Here is a 15,042-nt window from a genome sequence, read left to right on the forward strand (position 1 = left end):
AATGAAAAAGCCGCCCGAAGGCGGCTCTTTCGCAGAACGGGCTCGCTTACAGCTGCGGGCCGGCGTTCTTGATGGCGTCGCTCACGTCGAACTTCTTGAAGTTCTCGATGAACTTGCTGGCCAGGCCCTTGGCGGCTTCGTCGTAGGCGGCCTTGTCTGCCCAGGTGTTGCGCGGGTTGAGCAGGACGGTCTCGACGCCCGGAACGGCCTTGGGCACGTCCAGGTTGATGATGTCCAGGTGCTCGGTCTCGGCGCCGATCAGAGCACCGCTCTGGATGGCGGCGATCACGCCACGGGTGGTCGGGATGTTGAAGCGCTTGCCGACGCCATAGCCACCGCCGGTCCAACCGGTGTTGACCAGGTAGACTTTGGAGCCGAAGGCCTTGATGCGCTTGATCAGCAGCTCGGCGTAGACGCCAGCCGGACGCGGGAAGAAGGGTGCGCCGAAGCAGGTGGAGAAGGTCGACTTGATGCCGCCGCCCGAACCCATTTCGGTGGAACCGACCAGCGCGGTGTAGCCGGACAGGAAGTGGTAGGCCGCCTGCTCGTTGTTCAGGATCGACACCGGCGGCAGAACGCCGGTCAGGTCGCAGGTCAGGAAGATCACGGCATTCGGTTCGCCGCCGAGGTTCTTCTCGGAACGCTTCTCGACGTGCTCCAGCGGGTAGGCCGCGCGGGAGTTCTGGGTCAGGCTGTCATCGGCGTAATCCGGGGTGCGGTTCTCGTCGAGGACGACGTTTTCCAGCACGGAGCCGAACTTGATGGCTTTCCAGATGACCGGCTCGTTCTTCTCGGACAGGTCGATGCACTTGGCGTAGCAGCCGCCTTCGATGTTGAAGACAACGCCTTCGCCCCAGCCGTGCTCGTCGTCGCCGATCAGGTAGCGGCTTTCGTCGGCGGACAGGGTGGTCTTGCCGGTGCCCGACAGGCCGAAGAACAGGGTGACGTCGCCGGCTTCGCCGATGTTGGCGGCGCAGTGCATCGGCAGTACGTCTTTTTCCGGCAGCAGGTAGTTCTGCACGCCGAACATGGCCTTCTTCATTTCACCGGCGTAGCGCATGCCGGCGATCAGCACTTTCTTCTGGGCGAAGTTGAGGATCACGCAGCCATCGGAGTTGGTGCCGTCACGCTCGGGCACGCACTCGAAGTTGGCGACGTTGAGGACCTGCCATTCTTCGCGGCCGGCCGGGTTGTACTGCTCGGGCTCGATGAACAGCGCACGACCGAACAGGTTCTGCCAGGCGGTGGCGGTGGTCATCTTGACGGCCAGGTAGTGGTCGTGGGCCGAACCTACATGGACGTGGGAAACGAAGTGGTCCTGGGCGTTGTTGAAGGCCTGGACACGGTCCCACAGGGCATCGAACTTGTCGGCCGGGAACGGACGGTTGATGGCGCCCCAAGCGATGAAGTCCTTGCTGCCCGGCTCTTCGACGATGAAACGGTCGGCAGGCGAGCGGCCGGTGCGGTGGCCGGTACGTACGACCAGTGAGCCGTTGTCGGCGAGTTCGCCTTCGCCGCGGCGAATGGCTTCCTCGACCAGTTGGGCAACGCTGATGTCGGTGTAAACGGCTTTATTGGCTTGCGTCATGTGGGTCCCCGTCGGCCGAAGCCGAGTCCTCCAAACATTGCGTAGTGACTTCTAATTCCCACTACCGCGGAAAAAAGTCGCGGGATTATGCCAGAAAAGAACTGTTTTCGTGCAGCCTCTGATCTGGCAAGAGCGCCATTGGTGCGGCTATCGGACGGATAGAAGCGGTCAATGGCGGGTTTCTGACGGCGTTTTGCTACCTCCGCCGGAGAACAGCTGGGCAACGTCCGAACCGTCGAAACGGTAGCGCTGGTTGCAGAACTGGCAGTCGATGACGATCTCGCCATCCTCCTCGGCCAGCAGACGCTCGGCGTCTTCCTGCCCAAGACTGACCAGCGCGTTGGCCGAGCGTTCCCGCGAGCAACTGCAGCGGAAGACCAGCGGCTGCGGGTCGAACAGGCGCACGTCGTCCTCGTGGTACAGGCGGTGCAGCACGGTGGCGTTGTCCAGGCCCAGCAGTTCCTCGGCGGTGAGGGTGTCGGCCAGGGTGATGACGTGCTGCCAGCTGGCTTCGCGGGACTCGGCGTCGCGCTGACGGTCGGCCGGCAGTTGCTGCAGCAGCAGGCCACGGGCGCGGCGACTGTCGGCATTGAGCCAGAAGCGGGTCGGCAGTTGCTCGGACGTGGCGAAATAGGTCGACAGGCACTCGGCCAGGGTCGCGCCTTCCAGCGGCACGATGCCCTGGTAGCGCTTGCCCTTCTTCGGATCGACGGTGAGGGTCAGCACGCCATGGGGCATCAAATCGGCGAGCCCGGCGGCATCGCCAATGGCCTCCGCGTCATAGCGGGCCAGGCCGCGCACTTCGCGGTCGCTGGAGCATTCCACCATCAGCAGCGGGACCGCGCCGTTGGAGCGCGCCTGCAGCACCAGCAGGCCATCGAACTTCAGGGTGCCGCACAGCAGCGCGGCGGCGGCTAGCATTTCCCCCAGCAGCTGGGCGACCGGCTGCGGGTAGGGGTGCTTGGCCAGCACTTCGGCGTAGCTGCGTTCGAGCTCCACCAGTTCACCGCGGACATCGGTGTTGTCGAACAGGAAACGCTGACTTTGATCGATCTGAGACATGCTGGGCACAACGCTGGGAGAGGCACAAATAAATGACAAGTTGATGGCAAAGGCCTATAAAGCGCGCTTTGCAGCACCCACCCGTACTGGGGTGGTTCCGTAAGGGGGGAATCGATTTTATGGATAAAGCCAATCCGTTCCAAGCCACCTGGTCCTGGAAGCCCTTTATCGCCTGTCATCTTTTCGCGCTCGCACTGCTCCTGCTGTGGCTCTGGGAGCCCGCCCGCGCCGCGATGAACCTGTTCGACTTCAGCCTGTTCAGCCTGCTCAACCAGCCGTTGGCGACCAATGAAATCTGGCGCCTGACCTGGGCCGTGGCCAGCACCCGGGCCTTCGACCTGCTGGTGGGCGTGATCCTGCTGCTCCTGCTGATCCGCGGCGACTGGATCTTCAAGGCGGTCCAGGCCCGCGCCGCCACCTTCGGCTTCCTCTGCACAGCCCTGCTGCTGGTCGTGGTGCGCGTTCTCTACGCCAAGCTCGCCCACAAGCTGGGCTGGCAGCATCCGAGCATCTCGACCGTCGCGCCGGACGCGGTGCGCCTGGAGCATTACTTCCCGCAGTGGGACGACACACTCCTCGAAGTGAAGGACGACTCCGCCCGCAGCTTCCCCGGCGACCACGCCTCGGTGCTGCTGATCTGGGCGCTGTTCCTCACCCTGTTCGCCCGCACCGCCCTGCAGTGGGTGGTGATCTGGGGCCTGGCGCTGCTGTTCATGCTGCCGCGCCTGGTGGCCGGCGCCCATTGGGGCCAGGACGACTACATCGGCGGCGTGCAGATGGCGCTGCTGGCCCTGGCCTGGAGCTGCTTCACCCCATTCGCCGCCACGGCCAGCGCCGCCCTGGTGCGCTGGACCGACCCGCTGTTCCGCCTGGCCGCCAGGATTCCGCTGCTCAATCGCCTGAGCGTCGTCGCGGCCTGACGCACTGCCCGATCCCGGCGAGGCGCGCCTGCCGCCCTCCCCGGTCGATCATTCCTGATCGCGGAAACTGAACAACTGGCGGCGCTGCTTCTTGGTCGGCCGCCCGTCGGTCTGCACGCCCAGCGCGCCAGCCTTGCGCATGGCCGAGGCGTCCTCGCGGCGCTTCACGCTGTCGGCGGTCTCCTCATACAGCAACTGGGCCTCGGGCGCGCCGCGACGCACCATGGACAGCGCCCTGACCACCACCGTGCGCTCGTCGAAGCCGGTGCGAATCACGTATTCCTCACCGATCTTCGGCTCCTTGCCTGGCTTGCAGCGCTCGCCCCGGCAATGCACCTTGCCACCGTCGATGGCCTCCTTGGCCAGCGAACGGGTCTTGTAGAAGCGCGCCGCCCACAGCCACTTGTCCAGGCGGACCTTGTCGTCGTCTTTCTCGCTCACTTCATAACCTCGTCACGTGGGTCTGAGAGTGTACCGCGCGCCCCGCTGGCGGGGCACAACCGGCCTGACTAGAATGCCGGCAAACGCCGGGGACGCCTGCCTTGAAGACATTCGACCAGCTGTCGGTAATAGGTTTGCGCGAGTGGATCGCCCTGCCCGAACTGGGCATGGTCGGCCTGCGCGCGAAGATCGACACCGGCGCCAGCACTTCCAGCCTGCATGCCAGCGACATCGTGCCGTTCAAACGCAACGGCCAGAGCTGGGTGCGCTTCGTCGCCCACCTTGGCACCCAGGTGCAACGCCGCCACCGCTGCGAGGCGCCGGTGGTGACGATGAAGACCATCAAGAGCTCCAACGGCCAGGCCCAGACCCGCTACGTGATCCGCACCCTGCTGGCCCTGGGCGACCGCGCCTGGCCGGTGGAATTCACCCTGGCCTGCCGCAAGACCATGCGCTACCGGGTACTGCTAGGCTCCAAGGCTTTGGTCCATGGCCAGTTGGTAGTCAATCCCGGCCTGACCTACGTCCAGGAAAAACCTCTCATCATGGTTCCCACCACCCCTTCAGGTGATCAATGAAAATTGCTGTGCTGTCGCGCAATCCGCGTCTGTATTCCACCCGTCGACTGGTGGAGGCCGGGCAGCAACGCGGCCATGAGATGGTGGTGATCGACACCCTCCGCGCCTACATGAACATCGCCAGCCACAAGCCGCAGATCCACTATCGCGGCCAGCCGCTGGAAGGTTTCGACGCGGTGATCCCGCGCATTGGCGCCTCGGTGACCTTCTACGGCTGCGCCGTGCTGCGGCAGTTCGAGATGATGGGCGTGTTCCCCCTCAACGAATCGGTGGCCATCGCCCGCTCCCGCGACAAGCTGCGCTCGCTGCAACTGCTGTCGCGCAAGGGCATCGGCCTGCCGATCACCGGCTTTGCCCATTCGCCCGACGACGTGCCGGACCTGATCGAGATGGTCGGCGGCGCGCCGCTGGTGATCAAGCTGCTGGAAGGCACCCAGGGCATCGGCGTGGTGCTCTGCGAGACCGAGAAGGCCGCCGAATCCGTGCTGGAAGCCTTCATGGGGCTCAAGCACAACATCATGGTGCAGGAGTACATCAAGGAAGCCGGCGGCGCCGACATCCGCTGCTTCGTGGTCGGCGACAAGGTGATCGCCTCGATGAAGCGCCAGGCCGCGCCCGGCGAGTTCCGCTCCAACCTGCACCGCGGCGGCAGCGCCAGCCTGATCAAGATCACTCCGGAAGAACGCATGACCGCCATCCGCGCCGCGCGGATCATGGGACTGAAGGTCGCGGGCGTGGACATCCTGCGCTCCCACCACGGCCCGCTGGTGATGGAAGTGAACTCCTCGCCGGGGTTGGAGGGCATCGAGACCACCACCGGCAAGGACGTCGCCGGGGTGATCATCGAATACCTGGAGAAGAATGGCGGGCCGCATCTGGCCAGGACCAAGGGTAAAGGGTGACTCCCCTGTAGGAGCGAGCTTGCTCGCGAACCACCCACCTTCCGCACCATACGGCGGATAAAGCGTTCCGCTTTATTCGCCCTACGGGTGTGAGCCTTCCGCTTTCGTTGCCACGCTGAACTCTTCGCGAGCAAGCTCGCTCCTACAGGCACTCCCCGCCAATACTGGATGTACCCATGCCGTCTTCCCGCTCCAACGCCGAACTCAAGTGGTCGCCCATCGAAGGCCGCGTCGCCCTGGTTGCGCCGGCCTCGGCCATCGCCGAGGAGGTGCTGGAAGCCACCCTGCGCCAACTGGAAGTGCTGGGCGTGGACTATCACCTGAGCGAGCACGCCGACGCGCGCTATCGCTATCTGGCCGGCACACCGCAGCAGCGCCTGGAAGACTTCCACGCCGCCTTCGAGCTGGAAGACGTCAGCGCCGTCTGGTCCCTGCGCGGCGGCTACGGCTGTGGACAACTCATCCCGCAACTCGACTGGCAGCGCCTCAAGGCCGCCTCGCCGCGCCCGCTGATCGGCTTCTCGGACATCTCCATCCTCCTCAGCACCTTCCACCGCCAGGGCCTGCCGGCGATTCACGGCATGGTCGCCACCGGGCTCGGCCTGCAGCCGCTGAGCGCACCCAGCGAACAGCGTGAACGACTGGCCTCGCTGGCCTCGGTCAGCCATGTGCTGGCCGGCGGACCGGGTAAGCTGCCCGTGCAGCACCTGGCAGGGCCGAAGCGCGCCGTGGAAGGCGAACTGATTGGCGGCAACCTCACCGCGCTGGCCTGCATGGCCGGCACCGAAGGCGCGCTGTATGTACCTGACGGCGCGATCCTGATCCTCGAAGACGTGGGCGAACCCTACTACCGCCTCGAACGCAGCCTCTGGCAACTGCTGAACAGTCTGGGTGGCGCACGCCTGGGGGCGATCTGCCTCGGCACCTTCACCGATTGCCCGCGCAAGGGCGTGGCCCACAGCCTGGAAGAAATCTTCGCCGAATACGCCGCGCAGCTGGGCGTTCCGCTCTACCACGGCCTGCCCAGCGGCCACGGCGCGCACAACCGCGCCTGGCCCTATGGGCGCCAGGCGGTGCTGGAAGGCAAGGCCCTGCGCTGGGCTTAATGGGCGTTGCGCGGTAGCAACAGGCCGAGCGGCAGGCAGACCCGCGCTTCCACGCCACCGCCCTCGCGGTTGCGCAGCTCGATGCTGCCGCCGTGTTGTTCGGCGATGCGCTTGACGATGGCCAGCCCCAGGCCGGTGCCCTTGCCGCCGCGCGCCTTGTCGCCACGGAAGAAGGGGTTGAAGATGTTCGCCAGCTCCTGCGGATCGACGCCCGCGCCGCGGTCGAGCACGCTGAGCACCACGTAGGGCGCACCACCGCCGCCGGCCACATGGGCCGCCACTTCCACCTTGCCACCGCCGTGGTTCAGACCGTTCTCGATCAGGTTGCCCAGCAGGCGCTTGATCGACACCCGGCGGAAGCGGAACAGCGGCAAGGTATCCAGGCACAGGCGCACCCGGTTGCCGTTCTGGTTGAACGCATCGGCCACCTCGCGGATCAGGTCGGCCAGGTCGCCCTCTTCCACTGACTCGTCGCGGCCATCGCGGATGAAGGCGAGGAACTGGTCGAGGATGGCGTCCATGTCCTCGATGTCACGGACCATGTCCTCGACCATCTCGCGGTCGCTGTCGGGCATCAGCTCCAGCGACAGGCGCAGGCGCGTCAGTGGCGTGCGCAGATCGTGGGACACGCCGGCCAGCATCAGCTCGCGCTCGCGCCCGGCCTGCTCGACGTCGTCGGCCATCTGGTTGAAGGCACGGTACACCTCGGCCATCTCGCTGGGCGTTTCCGGCCCCAGCGGCAGGCGCACGCTGCGGCCCTTGCCGAACTCGCGGGAGGCGAACACCAGGCGCTTGAGCGGCTGGCTGAGCAGGCGCACGAAGATCCACGCGGCGGCGGTGGACAGCAGGCCGATGCCGAGGAACCAGCCGAGCACGCTCCAGATCTGCTGGCCGCGCAGCGGGTGCGGGTAGAGCGGGACGCCGATCCAGCCGTCGCCCAGGGTCGGCGCGCGCACCCAGAGCATCGACGGGTGGTGGATGCGCAGGCGGGTCTCGGTGTCGATGCCCAGTTCCATGCGCATCTGCCGCTGGAAAATGTCCGTGTACGGCCAGTGCACTTCCTCCGGCTGCCCCTGTTCGTGGGGCGCCCACTTCAGCCCGGCGGACTGGGCGATGGCTTCGCGCGACTTCTCGTCCGCCGCCCAGTAGGCGCGTACGGTCAGCGCCGCGCCGTGGCTGTACTGGCGGTCGACCAGCATGTCCTCGTTCATCAGCAGGTAGACCAGGGTCAGCGCCTTGGAGAACAGCACGACGATGAGCACCAGCCAGAGGGTGCGGGCGAAGAAGCTTTGCGGGAACCAGAGGGGTGTTTTCAAGAGGGCATTACCAGGGGAGCACGAACGACCGGGGCGAAGGGCTTCGCCCCGGCGGGGTCAATCACTTGCGGGCGGCACCATCGGGTACGAACACGTAGCCCACGCCCCAGACGGTCTGGATATAGCGCGGCTTGGACGGATCGGGCTCGATCAGCCGGCGCAGGCGGGAAATCTGCACGTCGATGGAGCGCTCCAGGGCGTCCCATTCGCGGCCGCGGGCCAGGTTCATCAGCTTGTCGCGGGTCAGCGGCTCGCGGGCGTGCTGCACCAGGGCCTTGAGCACGGCGAACTCACCGGTGGTGAGCATGTGCACTTCCTCGCCCTTCTTCAGCTCGCGGGTGGCCAGGTGCAGTTCGTAGTCGCCGAAGGTGACGATCTCATCCTCGCCCGCCGGCGCGCCCGGCACCAACGGCGCCTGGCGGCGCAGCACGGCCTTGATCCGCGCCAGCAGTTCGCGCGGGTTGAACGGCTTGGCCAGGTAGTCGTCGGCGCCCTGCTCCAGGCCCGAGATGCGGCTGGCCTCGTCGCCCTTGGCGGTGAGCATGATGATCGGGATCTGGTTGTTCGAGTCGCGCAGGCGCTTGCACGCGGAGAGGCCGTCCTCGCCGGGCATCATCAGGTCCAGCACCACCAGCTGGAACAGCTCGCGGGCCAGCAGGCGGTCCATCTGCTCGGTGTTCTCGACGGCGCGGACGCGGTAACCCTGCTCGTCGAGGAAGCGTTCCAGCAGACGGCGCAGGCGCGCGTCGTCATCGACCACGAGGATCTTTTCGCCTTCCGGCAGGGTGGCAGCGTTGCTCATGGAAACTCCCAGAATCTGATTCGGCGGGCATTATCGCCCAGCAGCCGCGCGTCACGGCCTGTCCATTGTTAGCAGATTTTTCCCCGACCAGCCGCCCACCCGGTGAAATTGTCGTGGGTATAATGCGGCGCTTTTGCGGCGGGGCGTTGTCACAGAGCCTGTCCGAACGCCGGAGCATCCGGCACGGACGCTCAGTTTTGGGCCTGTCGATGATCTTGCGAGCTAGAGCAGAACAAGGCGAGGACAGCCGAGAAAGCTTCAGTTGACTGCAGTCAATGAGCACTTCTCGGCTGGCCTCAACGCAGTGATGCCGACGCGCAGCAGATCATCCGCCCCGTTTTCGATTGGTTTGTCAGGTGGATTCATGGACAGCATCAACACCCGTATCGCCGAAGAGCTTTCCGCACTGCCCTCCGGCCGCGTTCAACCGCAGCAAGTCGCCGCTGCCGTCGCCCTGCTCGATGAAGGCTCCACCGTCCCCTTCATCGCCCGTTACCGGAAAGAAGTCACCGGCAGCCTGGACGACACCCAGCTGCGCATGCTCGAAGAGCGCCTGCGTTACCTGCGCGAGCTGGAAGACCGCCGTGGCGCGATCCTCGCCAGCATCGAGGAACAGGGCAAGCTGACCCCGGAACTGGCCCGCGAGATCAAGCTCGCCGATACCAAGACCCGCCTCGAAGACCTCTACCTGCCCTATAAGCAGAAGCGCCGCACCAAGGGCCAGATCGCCCTGGAAGCCGGCCTGGGCGAGCTGGCCGACGCGCTGTTCAACGACCCGACCCTGACCCCGGAAACCGAAGCCGCGCGCTTCGTCGATGCCGAGAAGGGCTTCGCCGACACCCGCGCCGTGCTCGAAGGCGCCAAGTACATCCTGATGGAGCGCTTCGCCGAGGACGCCACCCTGCTGGACCGCCTGCGCGGCTTCCTCAAGGACAATGCCACCCTCACCGCACGCGTGGTGCCGGGCAAGGAAACCGAAGGCGCCAAGTTCAGCGACTACTTCGAGCACGACGAGCCGCTGAAGAGCGCCCCGTCGCACCGCGCCCTGGCGATCTTCCGTGGCCGCAACGAAGGCGTGCTGAGCGTCGCCCTGAAGGTCGGCGAGGAGCTGCCGGGTACCGCCCACCCCTGCGAGACCATGATCGGCGAGCGCTTCGGCGTGAGTAACCAGGGCCGCGCCGCCGACAAGTGGCTGTCCGAGGTGGTGCGCTGGACCTGGAAGGTCAAGCTTTACACCCACCTGGAAACCGACCTGCTGGGCGAGCTGCGTGACGGCGCCGATGCCGAGGCGATCAACGTCTTCGCCCGCAACCTGCACGACCTGCTGCTGGCCGCCCCGGCCGGCCCGCGCGCCACCCTGGGCCTGGACCCGGGCCTGCGCACCGGCGTGAAGGTCGCCGTGGTCGATGCCACCGGCAAGCTGCTGGACACCGCTACCGTGTACCCGCACGCGCCGAAGAATCAGTGGGACCAGACCATCGCCGTGCTCGCCGCGCTGTGCGCCAAGCATCAGGTGGAGCTGATCGCCATCGGCAACGGCACCGCCAGCCGCGAGACCGACAAGCTGGCCGCCGAGCTGATCAAGAAGTACCCGGCACTCAAGTGCACCAAGATCATGGTCAGCGAGGCCGGCGCCTCGGTGTACTCGGCCTCCGAGCTGGCCGCCAAGGAATTCCCGGACCTCGACGTGTCCCTGCGCGGCGCCGTGTCCATCGCCCGCCGCCTGCAGGACCCGCTGGCCGAACTGGTGAAGATCGAGCCGAAATCCATCGGCGTCGGCCAGTACCAGCACGACGTCTCCCAGCTGCAGCTGGCGCGCAGCCTGGACGCGGTGGTGGAAGACTGCGTGAACGCCGTGGGTGTGGACGTGAACACCGCCTCCGCCGCCCTGCTGGCGCGCATCTCCGGCCTCAACAGCACCCTGGCGCAGAACATCGTCGCGCACCGTGACGCCAACGGCGCCTTCCGCACCCGCGACGACCTGCGCAAGGTCAGCCGCCTGGGCGACAAGACCTTCGAGCAGGCCGCCGGCTTCCTCCGCGTGATGAACGGCGACAACCCGCTGGACGCCTCCGCGGTGCACCCGGAAACCTACCCGCTGGTACAGCGCATCGCCGCCGACACCGGCCGCGACGTACGCTCGCTGATCGGCGACTCGGGCTTCCTCAAGCGCCTGGACCCGAAGAAATTCACCGACGAGCAGTTCGGCCTGCCCACCGTCACCGACATCCTCAAGGAACTGGACAAGCCCGGCCGCGACCCGCGCCCGGAGTTCAAGACCGCCGAGTTCCAGGAAGGCGTCGAGAGCCTGAAGGACCTGAAACCCGGCATGGTGCTCGAAGGCGTGGTGACCAACGTCACCAACTTCGGCGCCTTCGTCGACATCGGCGTCCACCAGGACGGCCTGGTGCACATCTCCGCGCTGTCGGAGAAGTTCGTCAAGGACCCGTACGAAGTGGTCAAGGCCGGTGACATCGTCAAGGTGAAGGTCATGGAAGTGGACATCCCGCGAAACCGCGTCGGCCTGTCCATGCGCATGAGCGACACGCCCGGCGAGAAGGTCGAAGGCCCGCGCGGCGGTGGCCGTCCCGGCAACGGCGCGCCGCGTGGCGAACGCAGCGCCGCTCCGCGCCAGCAGGAGAAGGCCCCGGCGAACAACGCCATGGCCTCGCTGTTCGCCAACGCCAAGCAACTGAAGAAGAAGTAAGGAAGGTCCATGAGCGAGATGCCCGCCCGCGAGCTGATGATCAGCCGCTTCAGCGAAACCATCGGCGTGCAGCCGATCCGTGTCGCTGACGGCGAAGCCGAGGTGCTGCTGCCGATGGCCGAGCACCTGCGCAATCGCGGCAACGTCATGCACGGCGGCGCGCTCTTCACGCTGATGGACATGACCATGGGCCTGGCCTGCTCCAGCGCCCATGGTTTCGACCGGCAGAGCGTCACCCTGGAATGCAAGATCAACTACATCCGCGCGGTCGCCGAGGGCGAGGTGCGCTGTGTGGCCAAGGTCCTGCACGCCGGGCGCCGCTCGCTGGTGGTCGAGGCCGACATCCACCAGGGCGACAAGCTCGTCGCCAAGGGACAAGGCACCTTCGCCCAGCTGTAAATAGCGTCAGCGCAACTGACCTATGCTGTAGGCCGGAGCCTGCGGATGGCGGGCGCCGGCGCAGCGCTTAAGAAAGCCAGGCGACCACGCCGGTAGTGTTCTCCCCTTGTAGACCGCCCAGTCCACCCCCATAGTGAGGCGACTGCCGTGTGAAGGACTTCCAACTTGAGCGACCAACTCACCCGCCGCCTGGCTCTGCTCGGCGATGCTGCCAACCTGTCCCTGCTCACCCAGTGCCTGCACGGTATCGAGCGCGAATGCCTGCGTGTCGACGAGCACGGCAAGCTGGCGCTGACCCCGCACCCGCGCGCCCTGGGCTCGGCCCTGACCAACCCGCAGATCACCACCGACTACTCCGAGTCGCTGCTGGAATTCATCACCCCGACCGCCAGCAGTGTCGAGAAGACCCTGGAAGACCTGGGTGAAATCCACCGCTTCGCCTACGAAAAGCTCGACGGCGAATACCTGTGGAGCCCGTCCATGCCCTGCGAGCTGCCGGACGAAGAGACCATCCCGATCGCCCGCTACGGCAGTTCCCACATCGGCCGCCTGAAGTACGTCTACCGCAAGGGCCTGGCCCTGCGTTACGGCAAGACCATGCAGTGCATCGCCGGCATCCACTACAACTTCTCCCTGCCCGAAGGGCTGTGGGAACTGCTGCGCCGGGAAGAAGGCAGCGAGAAGAGCGCGCGGGACTACCAGTCGCACCGCTACATCGCGATGATCCGCAACTTCCGCCGCTACAGCTGGCTGCTGATGTACCTGTTCGGTGCCTCCCCGGCCCTGGACGCCGGCTTCCTGCGCGGCCGCCCGCACGGCCTGGAAGCCTTCGACGAGCACACCCTCTACCTGCCCTACGCCACCAGCCTGCGCATGAGCGACCTGGGCTATCAGAACAACGCCCAGGCGGGTCTGACGCCCTGCTACAACGACCTCGACAGCTACATCGACAGCCTGCGCCGCGCGGTGAGCACGCCCTATGCGCCGTACGAGAAGGTCGGCACCAAGGTCGATGGCGAGTGGGTGCAGCTCAACACCAACATCCTGCAGATCGAGAACGAGTACTACTCGAGCATCCGCCCCAAACGCGTCACCTACACCGGCGAGCGTCCGATCCAGGCGCTGATGGCCCGTGGCGTGCAATACGTCGAGGCGCGCTGCCTGGACATCAACCCCTTCCTGCCACTGGGCATCGACCTCACCGAAGCGCGCTTCCTCGACGCCTTCCTGCTCTTCTGCGCGCTCTCCGACAGCCCGCCGCTGGGCGGTTGCGAGTGCGGCTCGGCCACCAGCAACTTCCTCAAGGTGGTCAAGGAGGGTCGCCGCCCCGGCCTGAAACTGGAACGCGGCGGCCAGCAGGTGGAGATGAAGGACTGGGCCAGCGGCCTGCTCGATGCCATCGCGCCGATCATCGAACTGCTCGACCGCGCCCGTGGCGGCAGCCTGCACGCCCAGAGCCTGGCCGAGCAACGCGCCAAGATCGCCGACGCCAGCCTGACGCCTTCGGCCAAGGTACTGGCGGAAATGCGCGAGCGCGGCGAGAGCTTCGAAGCCTTCGCCCTGCGCTACAGCCGCCAGCACGCCGCGACCCTGCGCGCGCAGCCGCTGTCCGCCGAGGAACAGGCACGCTTCGAAGACATGGTCAGCCAGTCACTGCAGGAGCAGGCGGATCTGGAAGCGCAACCCGAAGGCGATTTCGACACCTTCGTCGCTGCCTACCAGGCGAGCATCCTGGGGTTGCTCAGCGTCTGAGTGCGCAGGCAGGCAGAACGAAAAAGAGGCCCGAGGGCCTCTTTTTCATGCTCCTACGAAAAGCGCCTTACAGGCTCTTCTCGAACACCTGCGAGTTGCGCTGGTAGTTGTACAGCGAGGCGCGTGCCGCCGGCAGGCGCTCCACGCTGCTGGGCTGGAAGCCGCGCTCGCGGAACCAGTGGGCGGTCCGCGTGGTGAGCACGTAGAGGGTCTTCAGCCCGAGGTTGCGCGCGCGCTGTTCGATGCGCTCCAGCAGATCGTCGCCGCGCCCGCCGTGGCGGTACTCCGGGTTCACTGCCAGACAGGCCAGCTCGCCGGCGTCGGAATCGGCGATGGGATAGAGCGCCGCGCAGGCGATGATCAGCCCTTCGCGCTCGACGATGCTGAACTGCTCGATCTCGCGCTCCAGCACCTCGCGGGAGCGGCGCACCAGGATGCCCTGCTCTTCCAGCGGACGGATCAGCTCCAGCAGGCCGCCGACGTCCTCGATGCCGGCCTCGCGCAGTTGCTCGAACTGCTCCTGGGCCACCAGGGTGCCGTTGCCGGTGCGGGTGAAGAGTTCGCTGAGCAGCGAGCCGTCTTCGGTGTAGCTGACGATATGGCTGCGGCGCACGCCGGCACGGCAGGCCTGGGCAGCAGCGTCGAGCAGCTCGCCCTGATAGCTCGCGCCGAGGCGCTCCAGGTGCGCCGGCACCTGCTGCGGACGCAGCTCGCGAACCAGCTTGCCATTGACGTCCAGCAGGCCGCGCTCGGCTCCGTAGAGGATCAGCTTGTCGGCATCCAGCTCGATGGCGGCCTGCATGGCCACGTCCTCGCAGGCGAGGTTGAAGATTTCACCCGTGGGCGAATACCCCAGCGGCGAGAGCAGCACGATGCTGCGCTCGTCGAGCTGGCGGTTGATGCCCTTGCGGTCGATCCGGCGGACTTCGCCGGTGTGGTGATAGTCGATACCCTCGACCACGCCGATGGGCCGCGCAGTGACGAAGTTGCCGGCGGTTACCCGCAGGCGCGAGCCCTGCATGGGCGAGGCAGCCATGTCCATGGACAGGCGCGCCTCGATGGCGATGCGCAGGTTGCCAACCGCGTCGATCACGCACTCCAGGGTCGGCACATCGGTCACTCGCAGGCCACGATGGAAGCGCGGCGCCAGGCCGCGGGAGGCCAGGCGCGCCTCGATCTGCGGGCGCGAGCCGTGCACCAGCACCAGGCGCACGCCGAGGCTGTGCAGCAGCACCAGGTCGTGGACGATATTGCCGAAATTGGGGTCTTCGACGCCCTCGCCGGGGAGCATCACCACGAAGGTGCAGTCCCGGTGCGAGTTGATGTAGGGCGAGGCGTGGCGCAGCCAGTTGACGTAGTCGTGCATTGCTTGAAAAGCCTGTCGTTCGAGTGGGCGGAAATCTGTCGGATGCGGCCGGAATTCGGCCAGGGGCGGCGCGGTTATCGTCGTCGCATGCACATCGACAGGT

The 15,042-nt window shown here is 66.3% G+C and carries 13 protein-coding genes; 7 read left to right on the forward strand and 6 right to left on the reverse strand.

Translation table 11 applies throughout. The features are described from left to right. Positions 1-46: 46 nt before the first annotated feature. Together J5M67_RS16160 and hslO are read right to left on the reverse strand one after the other, a co-directional pair. Positions 47-1,588, reverse strand: coding sequence for a phosphoenolpyruvate carboxykinase (locus J5M67_RS16160; RefSeq protein ID WP_207886355.1), 1,542 nt, complete (start codon positions 1,586-1,588; stop codon positions 47-49). A gap of 168 nt (positions 1,589-1,756) precedes the next feature. Beyond that, positions 1,757-2,650: an Hsp33 family molecular chaperone HslO gene (hslO, locus tag J5M67_RS16165; protein WP_207886356.1), complete on the reverse strand. Its 894-nt coding sequence runs from the start codon at positions 2,648-2,650 to the stop codon at positions 1,757-1,759. Between the two features lie 119 nt (positions 2,651-2,769). On the opposite strand from hslO, the gene J5M67_RS16170 reads away from it, so the two are divergent. Next, positions 2,770-3,570 carry a phosphatase PAP2 family protein gene (locus tag J5M67_RS16170; protein WP_207886357.1) on the forward strand — a complete coding sequence of 267 codons (801 nt, stop codon included), beginning with the start codon at positions 2,770-2,772 and terminating at the stop codon, positions 3,568-3,570. Between the two features lie 48 nt (positions 3,571-3,618). Here the strand turns inward: J5M67_RS16170 and J5M67_RS16175 are convergent, their stop codons facing one another. After that, a complete protein-coding gene (locus tag J5M67_RS16175) occupies positions 3,619-4,011 on the reverse strand; it encodes a S4 domain-containing protein (RefSeq protein WP_207886358.1) in 393 nt (130 codons plus the stop codon). A 134-nt stretch (positions 4,012-4,145) separates the two neighbouring features. On the opposite strand from J5M67_RS16175, the gene J5M67_RS16180 reads away from it, so the two are divergent. The 3 genes from J5M67_RS16180 (at position 4,146) to J5M67_RS16190 (ending at position 6,597) form a co-directional block, all read left to right on the forward strand. After that, positions 4,146-4,589 carry an ATP-dependent zinc protease gene (locus J5M67_RS16180; protein WP_279381575.1) on the forward strand — a complete coding sequence of 148 codons (444 nt, stop codon included), beginning with the start codon at positions 4,146-4,148 and terminating at the stop codon, positions 4,587-4,589. Next, positions 4,586-5,491 carry a 30S ribosomal protein S6--L-glutamate ligase gene (rimK, locus tag J5M67_RS16185; RefSeq protein WP_207886360.1) on the forward strand — a complete coding sequence of 302 codons (906 nt, stop codon included), beginning with the start codon at positions 4,586-4,588 and terminating at the stop codon, positions 5,489-5,491. Before J5M67_RS16180 ends, rimK begins: the two co-directional genes overlap by 4 nt. A 176-nt stretch (positions 5,492-5,667) precedes the next feature. Further along, complete coding sequence (locus J5M67_RS16190) at positions 5,668-6,597, forward strand: LD-carboxypeptidase (RefSeq protein WP_207886361.1); 930 nt, start codon at positions 5,668-5,670, stop codon at positions 6,595-6,597. Here J5M67_RS16190 and J5M67_RS16195 read toward each other — a convergent pair. Both J5M67_RS16195 and ompR read right to left on the reverse strand, forming a co-directional pair. Beyond that, complete coding sequence (locus tag J5M67_RS16195) at positions 6,594-7,913, reverse strand: ATP-binding protein (protein WP_207886362.1); 1,320 nt, start codon at positions 7,911-7,913, stop codon at positions 6,594-6,596. The two genes, J5M67_RS16190 and J5M67_RS16195, sit on opposite strands and share 4 nt — an antisense overlap. 61 nt (positions 7,914-7,974) lie before the next feature. Next, a complete protein-coding gene (ompR, locus tag J5M67_RS16200) occupies positions 7,975-8,715 on the reverse strand; it encodes a two-component system response regulator OmpR (RefSeq protein ID WP_207886363.1) in 741 nt (246 codons plus the stop codon). A gap of 364 nt (positions 8,716-9,079) precedes the next feature. Between ompR and J5M67_RS16205 the strand changes: the two genes are divergently transcribed. From J5M67_RS16205 to gshA, 3 genes are all read left to right on the forward strand, one after another. Next, positions 9,080-11,422, forward strand: a complete 2,343-nt coding sequence (locus tag J5M67_RS16205) for a Tex family protein (protein WP_207886364.1) — start codon at positions 9,080-9,082, stop codon at positions 11,420-11,422. 9 nt (positions 11,423-11,431) lie between these two features. Continuing rightward, positions 11,432-11,821, forward strand: coding sequence for a PaaI family thioesterase (locus tag J5M67_RS16210; RefSeq protein ID WP_088420109.1), 390 nt, complete (start codon positions 11,432-11,434; stop codon positions 11,819-11,821). 165 nt (positions 11,822-11,986) lie between these two features. After that, positions 11,987-13,573 (forward strand): glutamate--cysteine ligase, encoded by a 1,587-nt coding sequence (gshA, locus tag J5M67_RS16215; protein ID WP_207886365.1) that lies wholly within the window; start codon positions 11,987-11,989, stop codon positions 13,571-13,573. A gap of 67 nt (positions 13,574-13,640) precedes the next feature. Here the strand turns inward: gshA and argA are convergent, their stop codons facing one another. Continuing rightward, on the reverse strand, positions 13,641-14,939 hold the full coding sequence (argA, locus tag J5M67_RS16220) for an amino-acid N-acetyltransferase (protein ID WP_207886366.1): 1,299 nt from the start codon (positions 14,937-14,939) through the stop codon (positions 13,641-13,643). Positions 14,940-15,042 lie beyond the last annotated feature (103 nt).

Origin of the sequence: Pseudomonas sp. 30_B (assembly GCF_017491605.1) — a bacterium.
In the GTDB taxonomy this organism is placed as follows: domain Bacteria; phylum Pseudomonadota; class Gammaproteobacteria; order Pseudomonadales; family Pseudomonadaceae; genus Pseudomonas.